This is a genomic window from Natronomonas halophila (assembly GCF_013391085.1).
Classification (GTDB): domain Archaea; phylum Halobacteriota; class Halobacteria; order Halobacteriales; family Haloarculaceae; genus Natronomonas; species Natronomonas halophila.
The window spans coordinates 3,140,330-3,155,433 of record NZ_CP058334.1; the positions used below are offsets into that span (position 1 = coordinate 3,140,330).

18 protein-coding genes are annotated in these 15,104 nt (G+C 64.9%); 9 read left to right on the plus strand and 9 right to left on the minus strand.

Going from position 1 to position 15,104, the window contains the following annotated elements:
- Positions 1-53 precede the first annotated feature (53 nt).
- A complete protein-coding gene (locus HWV23_RS16635) occupies positions 54-1,220 on the plus strand; it encodes an NAD(P)/FAD-dependent oxidoreductase (RefSeq protein ID WP_178291498.1) in 1,167 nt (388 codons plus the stop codon).
- A gap of 64 nt (positions 1,221-1,284) precedes the next feature.
- Here HWV23_RS16635 and pyrF read toward each other — a convergent pair whose 3' ends face one another.
- Genes pyrF through HWV23_RS16650 form a run of 3 tightly spaced genes read right to left on the minus strand, consistent with a single transcriptional unit; the run spans position 1,285 to position 3,013 of the window.
- Positions 1,285-2,094 (minus strand): orotidine-5'-phosphate decarboxylase, encoded by an 810-nt coding sequence (gene pyrF, locus HWV23_RS16640; RefSeq protein WP_178291499.1) that lies wholly within the window; start codon positions 2,092-2,094, stop codon positions 1,285-1,287.
- Positions 2,095-2,146: 52 nt separating this feature from the next.
- On the minus strand, positions 2,147-2,572 hold the full coding sequence (locus tag HWV23_RS16645; protein WP_178291500.1) for a DUF7993 family protein: 426 nt from the start codon (positions 2,570-2,572) through the stop codon (positions 2,147-2,149).
- Positions 2,573-3,013: a DUF2240 family protein gene (locus HWV23_RS16650; protein ID WP_178291501.1), complete on the minus strand. Its 441-nt coding sequence runs from the start codon at positions 3,011-3,013 to the stop codon at positions 2,573-2,575. It lies immediately after the preceding gene.
- Positions 3,014-3,724: 711 nt separating this feature from the next.
- Between HWV23_RS16650 and HWV23_RS16655 the strand changes: the two genes are divergently transcribed.
- Together HWV23_RS16655 and HWV23_RS16660 are read left to right on the plus strand one after the other, a co-directional pair.
- Positions 3,725-4,096, plus strand: coding sequence for a 30S ribosomal protein S8e (locus tag HWV23_RS16655; RefSeq protein WP_178291502.1), 372 nt, complete (start codon positions 3,725-3,727; stop codon positions 4,094-4,096).
- Positions 4,097-4,267: 171 nt separating this feature from the next.
- Positions 4,268-5,605 (plus strand): FAD-dependent oxidoreductase, encoded by a 1,338-nt coding sequence (locus HWV23_RS16660; protein ID WP_178291503.1) that lies wholly within the window; start codon positions 4,268-4,270, stop codon positions 5,603-5,605.
- Between the two features lie 9 nt (positions 5,606-5,614).
- On the opposite strand, the gene HWV23_RS16665 is transcribed toward HWV23_RS16660, so the two are convergent.
- Positions 5,615-6,319 (minus strand): helix-turn-helix domain-containing protein, encoded by a 705-nt coding sequence (locus tag HWV23_RS16665; RefSeq protein ID WP_178291504.1) that lies wholly within the window; start codon positions 6,317-6,319, stop codon positions 5,615-5,617.
- Positions 6,320-6,447: 128 nt separating this feature from the next.
- Here HWV23_RS16665 and HWV23_RS16670 point away from each other — a divergent pair, with 128 nt between their 5' ends.
- From HWV23_RS16670 to HWV23_RS16680, 3 genes are read left to right on the plus strand one after another with little or no spacing between them, the layout of a single operon-like run.
- Positions 6,448-7,095 carry a metal-dependent hydrolase gene (locus tag HWV23_RS16670; protein WP_178291505.1) on the plus strand — a complete coding sequence of 216 codons (648 nt, stop codon included), beginning with the start codon at positions 6,448-6,450 and terminating at the stop codon, positions 7,093-7,095.
- Positions 7,095-7,775: a metal-dependent hydrolase gene (locus HWV23_RS16675; protein ID WP_178291506.1), complete on the plus strand. Its 681-nt coding sequence runs from the start codon at positions 7,095-7,097 to the stop codon at positions 7,773-7,775. Before HWV23_RS16670 ends, HWV23_RS16675 begins: the two co-directional genes overlap by 1 nt.
- Positions 7,768-8,307, plus strand: a complete 540-nt coding sequence (locus tag HWV23_RS16680; protein ID WP_178291507.1) for a GNAT family N-acetyltransferase — start codon at positions 7,768-7,770, stop codon at positions 8,305-8,307. The genes HWV23_RS16675 and HWV23_RS16680 overlap by 8 nt, the downstream gene beginning before the upstream one ends.
- Positions 8,308-8,341: 34 nt before the next feature.
- Here the strand turns inward: HWV23_RS16680 and HWV23_RS16685 are convergent, their stop codons facing one another.
- The 5 genes from HWV23_RS16685 to HWV23_RS16705 form a co-directional block, all read right to left on the minus strand.
- On the minus strand, positions 8,342-8,902 hold the full coding sequence (locus tag HWV23_RS16685; RefSeq protein WP_178291508.1) for a DUF7978 family protein: 561 nt from the start codon (positions 8,900-8,902) through the stop codon (positions 8,342-8,344).
- Between the two features lie 63 nt (positions 8,903-8,965).
- Complete coding sequence (locus tag HWV23_RS16690; RefSeq protein ID WP_178291509.1) at positions 8,966-9,802, minus strand: TatD family hydrolase; 837 nt, start codon at positions 9,800-9,802, stop codon at positions 8,966-8,968.
- A gap of 74 nt (positions 9,803-9,876) precedes the next feature.
- Positions 9,877-10,887 (minus strand): sodium:calcium antiporter, encoded by a 1,011-nt coding sequence (locus HWV23_RS16695; RefSeq protein WP_178291510.1) that lies wholly within the window; start codon positions 10,885-10,887, stop codon positions 9,877-9,879.
- Positions 10,887-11,336, minus strand: a complete 450-nt coding sequence (locus tag HWV23_RS16700; protein WP_178291511.1) for an NYN domain-containing protein — start codon at positions 11,334-11,336, stop codon at positions 10,887-10,889. Before HWV23_RS16700 ends, HWV23_RS16695 begins: the two co-directional genes overlap by 1 nt.
- A gap of 81 nt (positions 11,337-11,417) precedes the next feature.
- Positions 11,418-12,773 (minus strand): sodium:calcium antiporter, encoded by a 1,356-nt coding sequence (locus HWV23_RS16705; protein ID WP_178291512.1) that lies wholly within the window; start codon positions 12,771-12,773, stop codon positions 11,418-11,420.
- A 205-nt stretch (positions 12,774-12,978) separates the two neighbouring features.
- Here HWV23_RS16705 and gcvT point away from each other — a divergent pair, with 205 nt between their 5' ends.
- From gcvT to gcvH, 3 genes are all read left to right on the plus strand, one after another.
- Positions 12,979-14,067, plus strand: a complete 1,089-nt coding sequence (gene gcvT / locus HWV23_RS16710; protein WP_178291513.1) for a glycine cleavage system aminomethyltransferase GcvT — start codon at positions 12,979-12,981, stop codon at positions 14,065-14,067.
- Positions 14,068-14,219: 152 nt separating this feature from the next.
- A complete protein-coding gene (locus tag HWV23_RS16715) occupies positions 14,220-14,405 on the plus strand; it encodes a hypothetical protein (protein WP_178291514.1) in 186 nt (61 codons plus the stop codon).
- Positions 14,406-14,693: 288 nt separating this feature from the next.
- Positions 14,694-15,077 carry a glycine cleavage system protein GcvH gene (gene gcvH, locus HWV23_RS16720; RefSeq protein WP_178291515.1) on the plus strand — a complete coding sequence of 128 codons (384 nt, stop codon included), beginning with the start codon at positions 14,694-14,696 and terminating at the stop codon, positions 15,075-15,077.
- Positions 15,078-15,104: the final 27 nt, after the last annotated feature.

A 15,104-nucleotide genomic window follows, 5' to 3' on the forward strand; every position in this document is an offset into this window, starting at 1 on the left:
GCCGAGAATCCAGTTCCAACACCTTTGTATCGGTGGATTACCCATCGTACCATATGACGGATGACGTCGTCGTGCTCGGGTCCGGTTACGCCGGCACCGGCGCGGTCAAGAAACTCGAATCGGAACTCGACGAGACGGCGGACCTCACGTGGGTCTCGGACGTCGACCACCACCTCGTTCTCCACGAGTCCCACCGCTGTATCCGGGACCCCGACATCAAGGAGAAGATCACCTTCGACATCGACGAAATCAAGTCGCCCTCCACGCGCTTCGTGCAGGGCCGCGTCGAGGAAGTCGACGAGGACGCCCGCGAAATCACGCTCGCGGACGACTCGACCATCGAATACGACTACCTGCTCGTCGGCTTCGGTTCCCAGACGGCCTTCTTCGGCATCGACGGCCTTGAGGAACACTCGCTGACGCTCAAGAGCCTCGAAGACGCCCTCGAAATCCACGACGCGGTCAGCGAGGCCGCACGCGAGGCCTCCCGAAACGATCCCGCCCAGATTATCGTCGGCGGTGCCGGCCTCTCCGGTATCCAGTCGGCCGGCGAAATCGCGGAGTTCCGCGACAAGCACCGCGCGCCGCTTGAAATCCACCTCGTCGAGGGGCTGGACAACGTCTTCCCGAACAACGACCCGGTCGTGCAGGCCAAACTCCGCAAACTGCTGGAGGACAAGGACGTCGAAATCCACACCGGCGAGTTCATCGGCGAAGTCGACGAGGAGACGGTCTACGTCGGCGAGGAGAAGGAACTCGACTACGACGTGCTCCTGTGGACCGGCGGCATCACCGGTCAGGACGCCGCCGAAACCGTCGACGTCGACAAGGACGAACGCAGCAACCGCATCGAGGCTGCCTCGAACTTCCAGACGACCGACGAGCGCATCTTCGCGCTGGGCGACGCCGCCCTCGTCGACCAGCCCGACCAGGACAACCCCGCACCGCCGACCGCACAGGCCGCCTGGCAGGCCGCCGAAGTCGCCGGCGAGAACATCGCCCGTGACATTCGCGGCCAGCCGCTCAAGGAATGGACCTACGACGACAAAGGGACGCTCATCTCCGTCGGCAGCAAGGCCGTCGCCCACGACGTCAAGGGCCTGCCCGTCGACACCTTCGGCGGCTCCGCCGCGAAGGCGCTCAAGAAGACCGTTGCCGCACGCTGGATCAAAAAGGTCAACGGCTTCGCCGACGCCGCGAAAGCCTTCCCCGATATGTAAGGTGACGGCGCCTCTAGCGCCGTATTAAGAGTGGAATAACCCGAAACCGTTCTCGAACTGCTTTCTATCGGTATTTATTCAGTCGCTTCTTGAGTCGCTTCGCCGACTGGCCGGCGGCGCCGAAGTATTCCGTCTCCGTGTCGGCGCCTTCGCCGGCGAAGATGATGCCACGCGAGGAGTTGACGAGGCCGACTCCGTCTGCGAGTCCGTATTCGACGGCCGCTTCGGCGTCGCCACCCTGTGCGCCGACGCCGGGCACGAGGAATGGGAGGTCAACGAGGTTACGGACGGATTCGAGTTCTTCGGGGGCCGTCGCACCGACGACGAGGCCGACGTTGTCGTTGTCGTTCCACTCCTCGCAGCGCTGGGCGACGTACTCGTAGAGGGGCTTTCCGTTGCCGACGTTGAGGTTCTGGAAGTCCGCGCCCCCCTCGTTGGAGGTCCGACAGAGGACGATGACGCCCTTGTCCTCCATCGAGAGATAGGGTTCGAGGGTGTCCCGGCCCATATAGGGGTTGACAGTCATCGCGTCCGCGCCGAGGCCGTCGTCGGCCAGCAGGTCGGCGTACTGGCGGGCCGTGTTGCCGATATCGCCGCGTTTGGCGTCCAGCAGGACGGGGACGCCCTTCCCGTGGGCGTAGGCAATCGTCTCTTCGAGCGCACGCCAGCCGTCGGCGTCCTCGTAGAAGGCGGCGTTCGGCTTGTAGCAGGCGGCGTGTTCGTGAGTCGCGTCGATAACCCGTCGGTTGAACTGCCAGCGCGGCAGGTCGCCGTCGAGGAACTCCGGCAGGCGGTCGAGGTCGGGGTCCAACCCGACGGAGACGACGCTATCGGTCGAGTCGATGCGGTCGGCGAGGTCGTCGAAGAAACCCATTTACCGGCGTGTAGCGGGCGGTGTTTATAAGCGCACCCGTTTGGCCGGTCACTCAGTTGTCGGCAGTAAGCGTTTCTGCAACCGTGCGAATCACCCGCAGGGTGCCCTTGACTTCGGCGCCGTTCTCGACGAACACGAGCGTCCGTGGTGGTTCGACGGCCCTCGGGCGGACGCGAAGCCCCTCAGATTCGCCCGTTTCGGCGGCGATATCGACGCCTTCCCGGAACTCCACGTGGGCGCGGTCCGGATGGACGTACACCTCGGCGATGCGCGTCGGTTCGCCGTCCTTGGTGTCCGCGGGCCCGTCTCCAGTCTCGTACTCGATGGCGTAGGCGAACGCCCCTGCCTCGGTGGGTTCGACCTCGGTGTCGGCGTCGACGACCGAGAGGCGGCCCAGGGCGCCGCGTTCGTAGCCGTGAATCTCCGAGGAGAGTAACTGCCCGATGCGCTTGCCGTCGGTGAGTTCGTCGTTGACCATTTATAACTCCGAGCGGGCGACATCCGCGATTTCCTGAACGTCGATTCCCTGCCGGTGTGCGTAGAGGACCGCCGCGGCCTCGATGGTGACCGCCATGTCCGACTGGAGGGTGTTGACGGCCGCGACGGCCTCCTGTTTGTCGTGGCCGGCATCGACCAGCGCGCCGAGGACCCGCTCGAAGGTCGACCGTTCCTGCAGGATTGATTCGTCGGGGACGAAATCCTCGGGCACGTCGACATCGCTCGGGTCGAACTGGGCGACCAGTTGGCCCTCGGCCCGGTCGACCATCCCCTCGCTGGCGGCGACGTCGACCAGTCGCTTCGCCTGGTCCGGCGAGAACCAGTCGCGGTCCAGAGAGAGGGCGACGACGAAGGCGCTTTCCCCCATTTCGCGGCTCCCCTCCTGTCGGAAGGGGGCGGCGACGGCCGTCCGGAGGCTCATGATAAATCGCTGTCGTGGCGCGGCCAAATACCCGTCGGTCCGCTAGGTGTTTGTTTATAAAGGAAGCTTGGCGACTGCTTGACCGCTAACGGTCGGAAAGCCCTCGGCCCGGTGGCGGTCGCTGAGGAGGATACCCTCGCTCTGCTCGGGTAGTGCCTCCTCAGCGACTCCCCACCGGCGCCACCGGGCCTCGCCCTTTCAGTCCACCAGGGACCACACGACGCCTGCCCTTCCCCGGGTCGCGAGGGCCGCCACGGGCGGCCACTCGCTCCCGGCCAATTGGTTTTTATAAATGGCGCACGCTGGCCGACCGCCGCGAACACCCCGTGAGCGGCGGTCGGACGAAACCGTGCGAGGGACGACTGACCGAACGAAGTGAGGGAGAGCGAGGGTCGGAGCGAAGCGAGACCCTCGGATGCCGAACGGCGACCGGAGGGAGCCGTGAGGGAGGGAGTCGGTTGGGGAGGTTCGTGGTGCGGTGCTGTCCTGGCGGACTCGAAGGGCGAAGCCGGGTGGCGTTTATTTTAGTCGCCTCAGCGGGCACTATCCGAGCGAAGCGAGGGTATCCCGCTGAGCGACCGCCAGCCGGCTGAGGGCTTCGGAGGTGTTGCAGTCGAGAGAGACACCTAGCCAACATCGACTGAAACCTACGTTTCATCCATCCACTCCAACCCGAGGCATTGAAGTACGCGCCCGGGATAGCTAACGCATATGAACAGTCACGGACGGTCCGAGAAGAAACGGACTGGCGGTCGACGACGCAACGTACGCAAAAAGCGCAAGCACGAACTCGGCAACGAGCCGACCGAGACCCGCGTCGGCGAGGACAAACTGAAAGTCGTCGATTCCCACGGCAACACGACGAAGGTCCGTGCGGTCGCCCGCGCAGTCGCCAGCGTCGCCACCGACGACGGCGTCGTCAGCGCCGACATCGAGGACGTCGTCGAGAACGCCTCGAACCCCAACTACGTCCGACGGAACATCATCACGAAGGGCGCCATCGTCGAAACGACCGAAGGCCGCGCCCGCGTTACCTCCCGCCCCGGTCAAGACGGACAGGTCAACGCGGTTCTCGTCGAGTAACGTCGCTCGTTTTTCTTCGGATTCCCGCCCCCGTAGCACTCGCGTTCGGTATCGTTCGATAGGGGGCTTCATATAGTTGTGATATGCGTTGTCGCATGACGCAGAGGTGGCGTATGAAGGGGCTTAAGTGACCTTCCTCGGTGATTACTGGTAGCAGGGTTCCGTTATAGAATGTCCGAGGAATACGAACTAGTCATCATTGGTGGCGGAATATCGGGTGCGTCGCTTCTCTACACTGTTGCGAACTTTACCGACATAGAGAACGTCGCGCTCATCGAAAAGGAAGACGAGATTGCGGCCATCAACTCTCATCATACGAACAACTCCCAGACGCTTCACTTCGGGGACATCGAGACGAACTACTCCCTCGAAAAGGCCGAGGAGGTAAAGGAGGGCGCCGAACTGCTGGCCGGCTATCTCGAAAACGTCGATTCGGACCGCGAGATGCACAGCAAGCGCAGCAAGATGGTGCTCGCGGTCGGCGACGAAGAGGTCGACAAACTCGACGCCCGATACCACGACGAGGGCTTCGGCGACCTCTTCCCGAAACTCGAACCCATCGGCCGCGAGGAAATCGCCGAGCACGAACCGGCGGTCGTCGAGGGTCGTGACCCCAACAAGGAACTGCTCGCGCTCCAGACGCCCGACGGCTATACGGTCGACTACGGCCAGACCTCCAAGTCCTTCGTCGACGACGTCCGCGACGACTCCGGCGTCGACGTCTTCACCGGCACCGAGGTCAAGGACATCAAGGAGACCGACGACGGCTTCGACATCTGGACCGACGAGGGTTCGTTCTCGGCGGACACCACCGTCGTCGCCGCTGGCTCCCACAGCCTCCAGATAGCCCAGGAGATGGGCTATGCCGAACACCTCTCGCTTCTGCCGGTCGCCGGGAGCTTCTTCCTCGCCGATGACCTCCTGAACGGGAAGGTCTACACCCTCCAGATGAAGAAACTCCCCTTCGCGGCCGTCCACGGCGACGCGGACGTCCACGACGATTCCATCACGCGGTTCGGCCCGACGGCGAAACTCGTGCCGGCCCTCGAACGCGGTCGCATCTCGACGGTCAACGATTTCTTCGACGTCTTCGGCCTTCGGGCCAGCGCGTTCCTGAGTTACGCGAACATCCTCGCGGACCGCGTTCTCCTGCCGTATGTGCTCCAGAACCTCGTCTACGACCTGCCGGAGGTCGGCAAGCGCTCCTTCCTCCCGCACGTCCAGAAGGTCGTGCCGAACGTCGATGCCTCCGATATCGACCGTGCGAAGGGCTACGGCGGTGTCCGACCCCAGATCGTCAACACGCGCAAGAAGTCCCTCGAAATGGGCGAGGCGAAAATCGTCGAGGACGATATCATCTACAACATCACGCCCTCGCCGGGCGCCTCGACCTGTCTGAAGAACGCGATGCGCGACACCCACCAGATCGTCGAGTTCCTCGACGGCGACTACGAGTTCGACGAGGAGTCGTTCCGCAGCGAAACTATCGACAACTTCCCGCGCGCCTGAGACGGCTCCTCACGGGAACTCCCGGAGTGCGGCCAGTATTTCTTCCAGCGGTTTCGTCGTCGTCGCCAGAGAGACGCCGTCGGCACGGGCCAGCGCCGGCGCGTGCTCCCAGAGGTCGTCCGACTCGATGCCGTGCAGGACGACGGCGGATGGCGTCGGCGTGACGACTCGCAGCGCCACCAGCGGCGACTCCCCGCGGGTCACGTCCGTGAAGACGAGCGCGCGGTTCGTCGACTGGCCGTAGAGACGGTAGAACTCCTCGCTGGAGAGGCGTTTGATGGCCTCGACGCTGTTGATGACGGTGTGGCCGGCGATGGTGTCGGCCTGACCGTTCGTGACGGGTTTGGCGTCGATGGTCCGATGAAAACGGGTAATCGGGACGGTCGCGGAGTACTCCCGAAGGTCGTAGACGACGTCGGATTCGAAGCCGGCCGAGATGACGCGGGCGTGCTGGCGGACGCGGTCGCCGCCGCGGCGTTCGTCGACCGACAACAGCGCCTCGACGACGCGGCGAACGACGCGGACGCCGGGGTTCTCGCGGCGACCGCTCTCGTAATCGGAGACGACGGAGGCCGAGACGTCGAGTTCCTCGGCCAGCGTCGTCTGGGCGACGTCGAACTCCTCGCGCCACTTCCGTAGCGTCGCGCCGGGGTCTTCGGAGAGGGTCACCTCGCCGGCGATGCGTTCGGCGAGTTCCTCGCGGGGGTCGCGCATACCCCAAGCCAGCGCGCCGACGGGTATAAGCGTGCCTTCGTGGGCCCGCCGTTCTGGCGACCGACTGTCTTCAGTCGTGCCATATGCCCGCCCGCGAATTTAAGCGGGTTCGGACGAAGGGGCTGGTAATGCCGCCGACCCTCGTGAACGTCGCCGTCGGCGTCCTGTTGGGCGTCGCCCTGCTGGGTGCGGCCTTCGACTGGCGGTCGCTCGGCCTCGCCGCCGTCGCGGCCGCGCTGCCGGATTTCGACGCCGTGTTGAGCCTGTTCGTCCACGGGGCGACGAACGCCGCGCTCCACTCGGCGTTCATCCCGCTTGCGGCCGCCGGCCTCCTCTACTGGGACACCGAGCGCCGTGAGGAATCGTGGCTTCGTTCCCGTCACGGCTGGTACGGCGTCCGCGTCGCGTGGGTCGCCATCGCCGCCTACGCCGTCGCCGGTATCGGGCTTGACCTCTTCAATATCGAGAGCGCAGCGGTGCTATATCCCCTCTCGACGGACTACTACGCCATCGTCGGCAAGTTCGTCCTCTCGACACAGGAGGGCATCGTCCAGAGTTACGTGGAGTTCGGCAATAGCCTGCTGTCGGTTCGAACGGTCGGCACGACCGAGGGTCGCCATATCGCGACGTGGGTTAACCCGACGCCGGGAACCGGAATCCCGGCCGACGCCGAGCGAACGGTCCGTGTCGTCGATTCGGCGTGGCAACTCGTCCTCGTGTTGGGGGCGATTGCCGCGATTCCGGCCAAGTTCGCGGTCGAAGGGGGGCGACACTGATGCCGTCGACCATCGTTCAGGTCGGCCTCGCCTTTCTCGTCGGTGTCGGCCTTCTCGGAAGCTACTACGACCGGCGGGCCGGGGTGTTCCTGCTGGCGGTCGTCCTGCTGCCGGACGCCGACACGCTCGTCGGGTTCGTCATGGACGGCGCCCACCGGACGCTGTTGCACAACGCCGTCCTGCCGGCGGCCGGCATGGGCGTCCTGTACTGGGAGACCCACTACCGCGAGGTATCGTGGATACGTCTGCAGGTCGGCAACTACGGCACTCGCCTGCTGTGGGTCGGCTTTTTCGTTCACCTCTTTGCGCACGTCTTCCTCGACTGGACGCATCTCGAGGGCGTCAACATGCTGTGGCCGCTCCACGACCAGTTCTTCAAACTGGAGGGGGACGCCTACTACTCGACGGCTGAGGGGTTCGTCCAGACGTTCGTCGAAGTCTTCGAGGACCCCGAAACCGGCCAGCAGTCCGTCGACGTCGGCGGCGGCGAGAGCAGCCAGAACACCCACGTCGCGAACCCGGCCCAGCCATCGGCGGACCCCTCGCCGGACGAACCGGTCGACCGACGGTTCCCCATCGCGGTACAGGGCTGGCAACTCTACCTCGTGGCGACCGGGGTCTTTGCGGCCGTAGCGAAGACGTTTCAGTCCTCGCCCGACTCGGAACGAACCGATGAGTGACCTTCCGGCGGCAATCACCCTTCGGCCGTACGACCCACGGGACGACGCCGACCGGCGCGGCCTGTGGGCGCTGAAAACCGCTTTCGAGACCGGTCTCGGGACGGGAACCGGCGGCGACGAGAAAGCCGAGAAGTACGCGGCCAAACTGGACGACACCTATCGGGAGCGGTGGCTCTCGTGGGTCGACCGCTGTATCGCCGACGAGGAACGATGTCTCCTTCTGGCGGAGGGGGAGGCCGATGCCGGAACTGACCGCGAGGACGGCATCGTGGGTTATCTCTTCCTCTTGCCGGAACGACTCGCCTTCATCTGGGATGCGGCCGTCGTCAACGAACTCTACGTGGCGCCCGCGTGGCGGGGCGAGGGCGTCGCCGACGGCCTCATGGACGCCGCCGTCGCCGTGGCCCGCCAGCAGGACCTGCCGCTGGACCGTCTCCTCCTCGACGTCGACCCGGATAACGAGCGTGCCTACGCCTTCTACGAGCGGCACGACTTCGAACCGTGGGGAGAAATCGTTGCTCGGCAGCTATAACGCGCGAAAAGTGTGGGTTCGTTGGATTGAGCTATCAGGAGGTTAGACCGCCGACGGCGCCGCCGATGGCGCCGAAGACGACCGGATAGAGGATGCCGGCGACGACGATTGCCGGCAGGAGGTCCGGTGCCCCGGCGGCGTCACCGACGCTCACCTCGAAGAGGAAGGCGCCGATGACCGACAACACGAGATAGCCGGGCACCACGAGCGCACCCGCGACGGCCCCGTCGCTGAGGTCGTCGATGCCCTGAAATCGGGTGATAGCCAGTCCCGCGATGAAGAGGAAGGCGGGCGGCAGGACGTACAGGGCGACCGTAAAGCCGTTATCGCCGCCGATGAAGGCCGCCGGTGGTTCGAAAAAGCCGACGTTCTCGTAGGTGATGTCGACGAAGTGGGCGTTGTAAAACACCCACCCGACGAGTTCGTAGGTCGCGGATTCGCCCTCGAAGCCCTCGACGATGCGGTTCAACGCCGAGTCTTGGAGGTCCGTCGCTGCGATGAGGTACGTCACGACGTAACCGAGCAGCCAGGCGACCGCACCGGCTACCGCACCTACTCCGAACGGGAGGTCGTTCGTATCGACGCTTGCTGACATGTCATTCGTTCGTTCACAGTCGGATTAAAAGATAGTTCCGGCCGTCCGGTCCTCGGTCAGTTCTCACTCCAGCGTCGCTTCGGTGTCGACGCCGTAGACGCGGGCGGGCGTCTCGACGTGTGCGCGATAGAGCGACTCCTCGTAGCCCTCTTCGGCGAGCCACTTCGTTCGGTTGGGAACGGTCTTGGGGCCGAAGACGGCGCCCGGTCGGTCGGGGTCGTCGATGAAGTCCGTCTCCATGAAGAAGGGCCAGTCGCCGCCGCAGGCGCGTTCGAGTTCGTCCTTGTCGCAGATGACGCTCGGAATCGGCCCCTCGATATGGCCGTTCGCGTAGTGTTTGACGACCCGCTCGCGGGGCAGCCCCTCGGCTTCGGCCCACTCCGCTACCTCCTCGAAGTCCTCGCCGCCTTCCGTGTGCAACTGGACGGCACAGCCGACCTCCGCCGCGCGCTCGAAGGCATAGCGCATCACCTCGTTGGAGGCCTCCCAGACCGCGTCGCTGACGTCGTAGTGCGGGCGGCCGGATTTGATAGCTAGCGCCGGCCCCTCGGCGACGTACTCCGCGGCGACTTCGATACCGGTCTTCATCAGGTCGGCGGCTTCCTGCGCGTCGTAGCCGCGGTCGACGAGTTGGGAGACGAGTCCCGGATGGACGCCGAGGACGGGCCAGGCCCGGCCGGGCAGAATCTCGTCTGCCTCCTCGGTCACCTCGATGGTGATATCGAACGTCTCGTGGAACCCCTCGGCGTCGTCGAACTCGCCGACCAGATGCCAGGAGGGCTTGTTGAGGACGTTCAGGTGCGTGCCGCCGACGTTGGCGAACTCCTCGGCGGCCTCGGCACCGCGGCCGTTGACGGGGTCTAGGTGGAGATGGTTATCGAGAATCGGACCGTCGTACATGGCCGTGGTTTCGACTGGCGTTCGGAAAAACGGTGCGGGAACGGCCGGCGGGTGACGGCCCGTGGGGTGGCCCCTCAGACGTAGTTCACGGCGCCGACGCTTTCCAGCAGGAGCCAGCCGACGAAGACGGCATACATCGCGAGCATCGCGCTCGCCTCCCCGTCGGAGATTTCCATGCCCGTTCGCGCGAAGGCAAAGAGGACGATGGTTGCGACGACCAGAAACGCCATCATCGGAACGGCGGCGGTGAAGGAAACGGTCGTCGCGCCCGCCAGCAGGACGCCCGCGGGAACCGCCACGAGCAGGTCGAAAATGTTGCTCCCGAGGACGTTCCCCAGACTCACTGCGGGTTCATCGAGGCGTGCAGCGGCGACGCTGATGAGGGCGTCCGGCAGGCTCGTCGCCGCGGCGACGACGGTCAGCCCCCAGAGGAACGAGGGCGTCCCGAAGGCATCACCGAGGCCGACCGCGGACCACACCAGCGCCTCGACGCCGGCGATGATAAGCGCGATGCCGCCGATGAGTTGGGCCCACTGAATCGCGAGCGCCCGGGGGGTCAGCGTCACCGGCGTCACGTTCGACTCGCTGACGTCGAGATACTGGATGAAGACGTAGAGGCCGTACAGCGCGAGCAGTGACAGGGCCAGCGGTCTGGTGAGGTTGCCCCGGAGGTCGGCCCCCTCGACGGGGTTGTAGATGACCGCAAACGAGAGGACGAGGAACAGCGAGGCGACCGACAGCATGTAGAACTGGGCCTCCTTGTAGACGACGTCCCGGCCGGTATCGAGCGGTCCGTCGGACAGCAGGACCGACAGTGCGGGAATCACGAGGATGTTGAAGACGGCCGAGCCGACGATGATACCGACGCCGAGTTCGAACTCGCCGTACCGAATCGTCGAGATGACAGCGCTGGCGAGTTCGGGTGCTGACGACCCGATAGCGGCGATGAGCGCGCCCTGAATCAGCCGCGGGAGCGCGTAGTGTTCGGCGAGTTGGCCCGAGGAGCGTTCGAGCCACGTCGAACCGGCCCAGACGAGAGCCGTCGCGACGATACCGACGCCGGCGAGGACGGGCACGCCCGCCATTATTCGAGGGTTACCTCCTCGTGGGCGGCGTTCCGCAGCGCGTCCGAGCGACCGTAGGTGCCGGGGGCGACGGCGATGGTGTTTAGTCCCCGCTTCTTCGCCGTCTCGATGACTGGCTTGAAATCCGTGTCCCGTGAGACGATAAGGAGCGTATCGATGCGGCCCTCAACGGCGGCTTCGACGGCATCGACGGCGAGTTTGACGTCCACGTCACCGCTGGTCGTGACGACTTCGAAGCCGCGCGCCTCGGCGGCCTGAATGAGGCCGCCGCCGGCGTTCTCGTCGACGTAGACGCGGGCGATGGTGCTGGTGCCTTCGGCCTCGGTTAGCGCCCGCAGGTCGTCGAGGTCGACGTCGAACTCCTCGCGGAAGACGTTCGGCCCGTCGACGAAGATACCGACGTTGGCGGGGGCCGACGGCCCGCCTCGAAGTCGGTCGAACAGTCCCATATCGCCGATTCCGACCGGCCGCATCAAATCGCTGTTGGTCCGTCCCGCAGGCGCACGCTCCCGCAGCGGTTCCGTGGGTTCCTATCGGCCGGCCGCGCTGCGTATCGTCTCCCCGGTCCGCCGGAGAATCGCTCCGAAATCCCGCCAGCGATAGGCGAACAGCGCGGTTCCAAGCACGACGTAGACGGCGCTGAACGCCAGCAGGAACTCGTAGCTCGACAGCGGGAGCGCGACGTACTCGCGGATGAGGACGAACTCGATGAGCACCTGCGAGAGGAAAAGTACGAGGAGGACGACAGCCTCCCGGACGGACATCTCGAAGTTGATGAGAATCGCGATGGCGAAGAACGACTGGGCGGCGGTCAGCCAAATTTCGGCGCTCTGCTTGGGGTCGAACGGAAGCGCCCCGTAGCGCCCGAGCGCGACGGAGTAGACGACCACGAGCGTCCCGATGAGCAGCGTCCACTGGTTGAGTTTCGAGGAGATGAGCGCGTTGAACCCCGCCGTCGAGCGGGCCTTGTTCACCAGATAGGCGACGACGATGAGTTCCGGCGATTCGGAGGCAAGCGGCGCAATCCACTGAATCATGAAGAACGACGGGATGCCGACGTTCTTGCCCAACTCTTCGAGGCCGTGGGCGAACGGTTCGACAGCGATGAAGATTACCAGCCCGGAGTACACGAAGAGCAAAAGCACCGTCGCGATTCGGGAGCGTTTCGGGAACTGCTGGAGGCGGGCCGGAACGCCGACGTGTTCGAGGTGTGGGTCTATGTCGCCTTTGAGAATGATGGCGATGTACGTGACGTAGATGCCGACGAGAACGACCATATCGACGATGTCGATACCGCCGTTCAGCGGGATGAAGAACGCCCACAGCGTCGCCGCGAGCAGGAAGACTATTTCGAGGCCGACGTCGTGGTCGAGCGTGACGGCGTCCTGCAGGAACCCGGACCGCTTCTCGACGGCGGGGTCCTTCGTCGTCTGACTCCGCCAGATGGTAAACAGCGCGATGCCGGCCCACCCGAGGCCGATGAGGATGCGGTTGGCGCCGGTCATGTTCGCGACGGCGAGGTTGCCCGCCTCGATACCACGGGTCGTGCCCGCGAACTGGCCGGCGTCCCATGCGTAGAGGGCGTCGACGGCGTACTCGGGAGCGACGGCGAGCACCGCGAGCACCGCGATGGCGAAGGCGCGCGGAACGTCCTTTTCGGCGGTTTCGGCACCCCACGCGAGGAGGAAGGATGCCCCGAGGATGGAGACCCCGCTGACGAAGACGACGGCCAGCGTCGAGGGGTCGAGCAGTACTGCAGGCACCGCATACGGGATGCCGAGGACGCCCGCGATTGCGGGCAGGAGGGTCGTCACAGCCCAGACGGCGACCCAGGGGACCGTCGCGCCGACGACGATGGCGATTGCCTTCCGATACCCGTCACTCATGGCTTTGGGACCACCGAGCGTTCGGCTCCCGAGCCGTCAGAAGGCCCTCCCGTCCGCGCAATTGGCTACGTTCCACGTCGAACCGACTCGTTCGATAATACGCGGCGAACGAACTACAAGGTACTGGTGGCCTGGAAGAAGCGAAAACCGGCGACAGGTCATCGAGTGCGGAACTACTTACTCCCCGCCCAACGAGGAAGTAGGTATGTCCCTTCGAACCCCACCGCTCGGCGAGGTCCACGCCGACGCGGACGCGAAACTCACCGAATTCGGCGGGTGGGAGATGCCCGTCGAGTTCGATTCCATCCGCGAAGAACACGAGGCCGTCCGCACCGCCGCCGGGAAGTTCGACGTCTCCCACATGGGCGAAATCGAGGTGTCGGGGCCCGACGCGACCGAACTGATGAACCGCCTGACGAGCAACGACGTCACCGAGTTGGGGTCGGGCGACGCCCAGTATTCGACCATCACCGACGAGAACGGCGACATCATCGACGATACGGTCGTCTATCGGCTGCCGGCCCGCGACGACGCGGACTACCTCTTCATCCCGAACGCGGGCCACGACGGCCAGCTGTACGACCGCTGGACCGACCACGCCGAGGCGTGGGACCTCGACGCCACCATCGAGAACGCGACGACCGAGTACGGGATGATTGCCGTACAGGGTCCCGATGCCCTCCCGTTGCTGGCCGACCTGTGTGAGAACCCGAGCGACATCGCGCGCTTTACCGCCGAACACCGAGACGTGGCGGGAACCGATTGCCTCGTCGCTCGCACGGGATATACGGGCGAGGACGGCGTCGAGTTGCTCTTCGCCGCCGACGATTCCGAGGCGGTCTGGTCGGCGCTGGATTGCCAGCCCTGCGGCCTCGGCTCGCGTGACACCCTCCGGCTGGAAGCCGGCTTCCTGCTTTCCGGGCAGGATTTCGATATCGAGGAAAACCCCCGGAACCCCTACGAGACCGGCATCTCCTTCGTCGTCGACCTGGAGACGGAGTTCGTCGGCCGGGATGCGCTCGCCGAGGTAGACGAGCAGGGCGTCGACGAGACGTTGGTCGGCTTCCGCCTGCAGGAGCGCGGTATCGCCCGGCATGGCTACGAAATCGCCGTCGACGGCGAGACGGTCGGCGAAGTCACGAGCGGGACGATGAGCCCGACGCTCGGCGACGCCATCGGCCTCGGCTACGTGCCCGTCGAATACGCCAACCCCGGGACCGAACTGGCTGTCCTCGTTCGGGGTCGCGAAAAGCAGGCAGAAGTAGTGTCGCTGCCGTTCTACGAGCGGGAGTGAACACCCCGCCCGACGGAGGCCTATCCCGAGGGGATGTCGACCCCGGTCCCTCGAAGAGGCGAGAAGACGCGAAATCCGACAGAGAGTCGGCGTAGCGGCGTTCCGTTCTTCGGCAGGCTACACGTTATTTATACGGGGCTCGTAAGACTGGCGTGGCCACGCTGAGTCAGGAGAAATTGAAGCATCTGTTCCTCGGGTTACTGGCGGGTCTGGTCTTGCTCATGCTGGTCGTTCTCGCGACGGAGTTGATAGCGAACATCTTCCTCCCGGAGTATCTCGTCGGGGGAGCCCAAGACGCGTTCCCGGCCGATGGCCGTAGCGTGCCCGGTACTGGGTGAACCCTCCGACCAACGGAGGTATCGTTTCGTTCGGTACGTCGCCGGTATGTCCCGTGCGTTTTTGAAGACGGATCGGAGTGACCCCAATACGGAACTCCGAAAGCCCGTCCTCTCCGTCGGTGGCACGTCCCTCCTTGCTACGAGCGGTCTCGGTTTGAGCGTGTTCGTCGTCAGCGTGTTCGTCGTCAGCGTGTTCGTCGTCAGCGTGTTCGTCGTCAGCGTGTTCGTCGGGACCCCCACGAGCGGGGCATAGAAAGCACTACATTCCCGACCCCGAATACCACACGTATGAGCTTTGAGGTTCCCGAGGACTGTCGCTATCTGGAATCCCACGAGTGGGCACGGCGCGAGGACGGAACGGCGCGTATCGGTATCACCGACTTCGCACAGGACGAACTCGGCGACGTCGTCTTCGTCGAATTACCCGAGGTCGGTGACGCCATCGACAAGGACGCGGAGTTCGGCGTCATCGAATCCATCAAGGCCGTTTCGGACCTCTATGCGCCGGTTTCCGGCGAAGTGACGGCGGTCAACGAGGACCTCTTCGACGCGCCGGAGTTGGTCAACGAAGCCCCCTTCGGTGACGGCTGGATGCTGGAAATCGACCTCGCCGACGAGAGCGAGTACGAGGACCTGTTGTCGCCCGACGAGTACGAAGGCCAGCTGGGGTAACCGTTCGTTACGGCGTTTGCTGTCGGT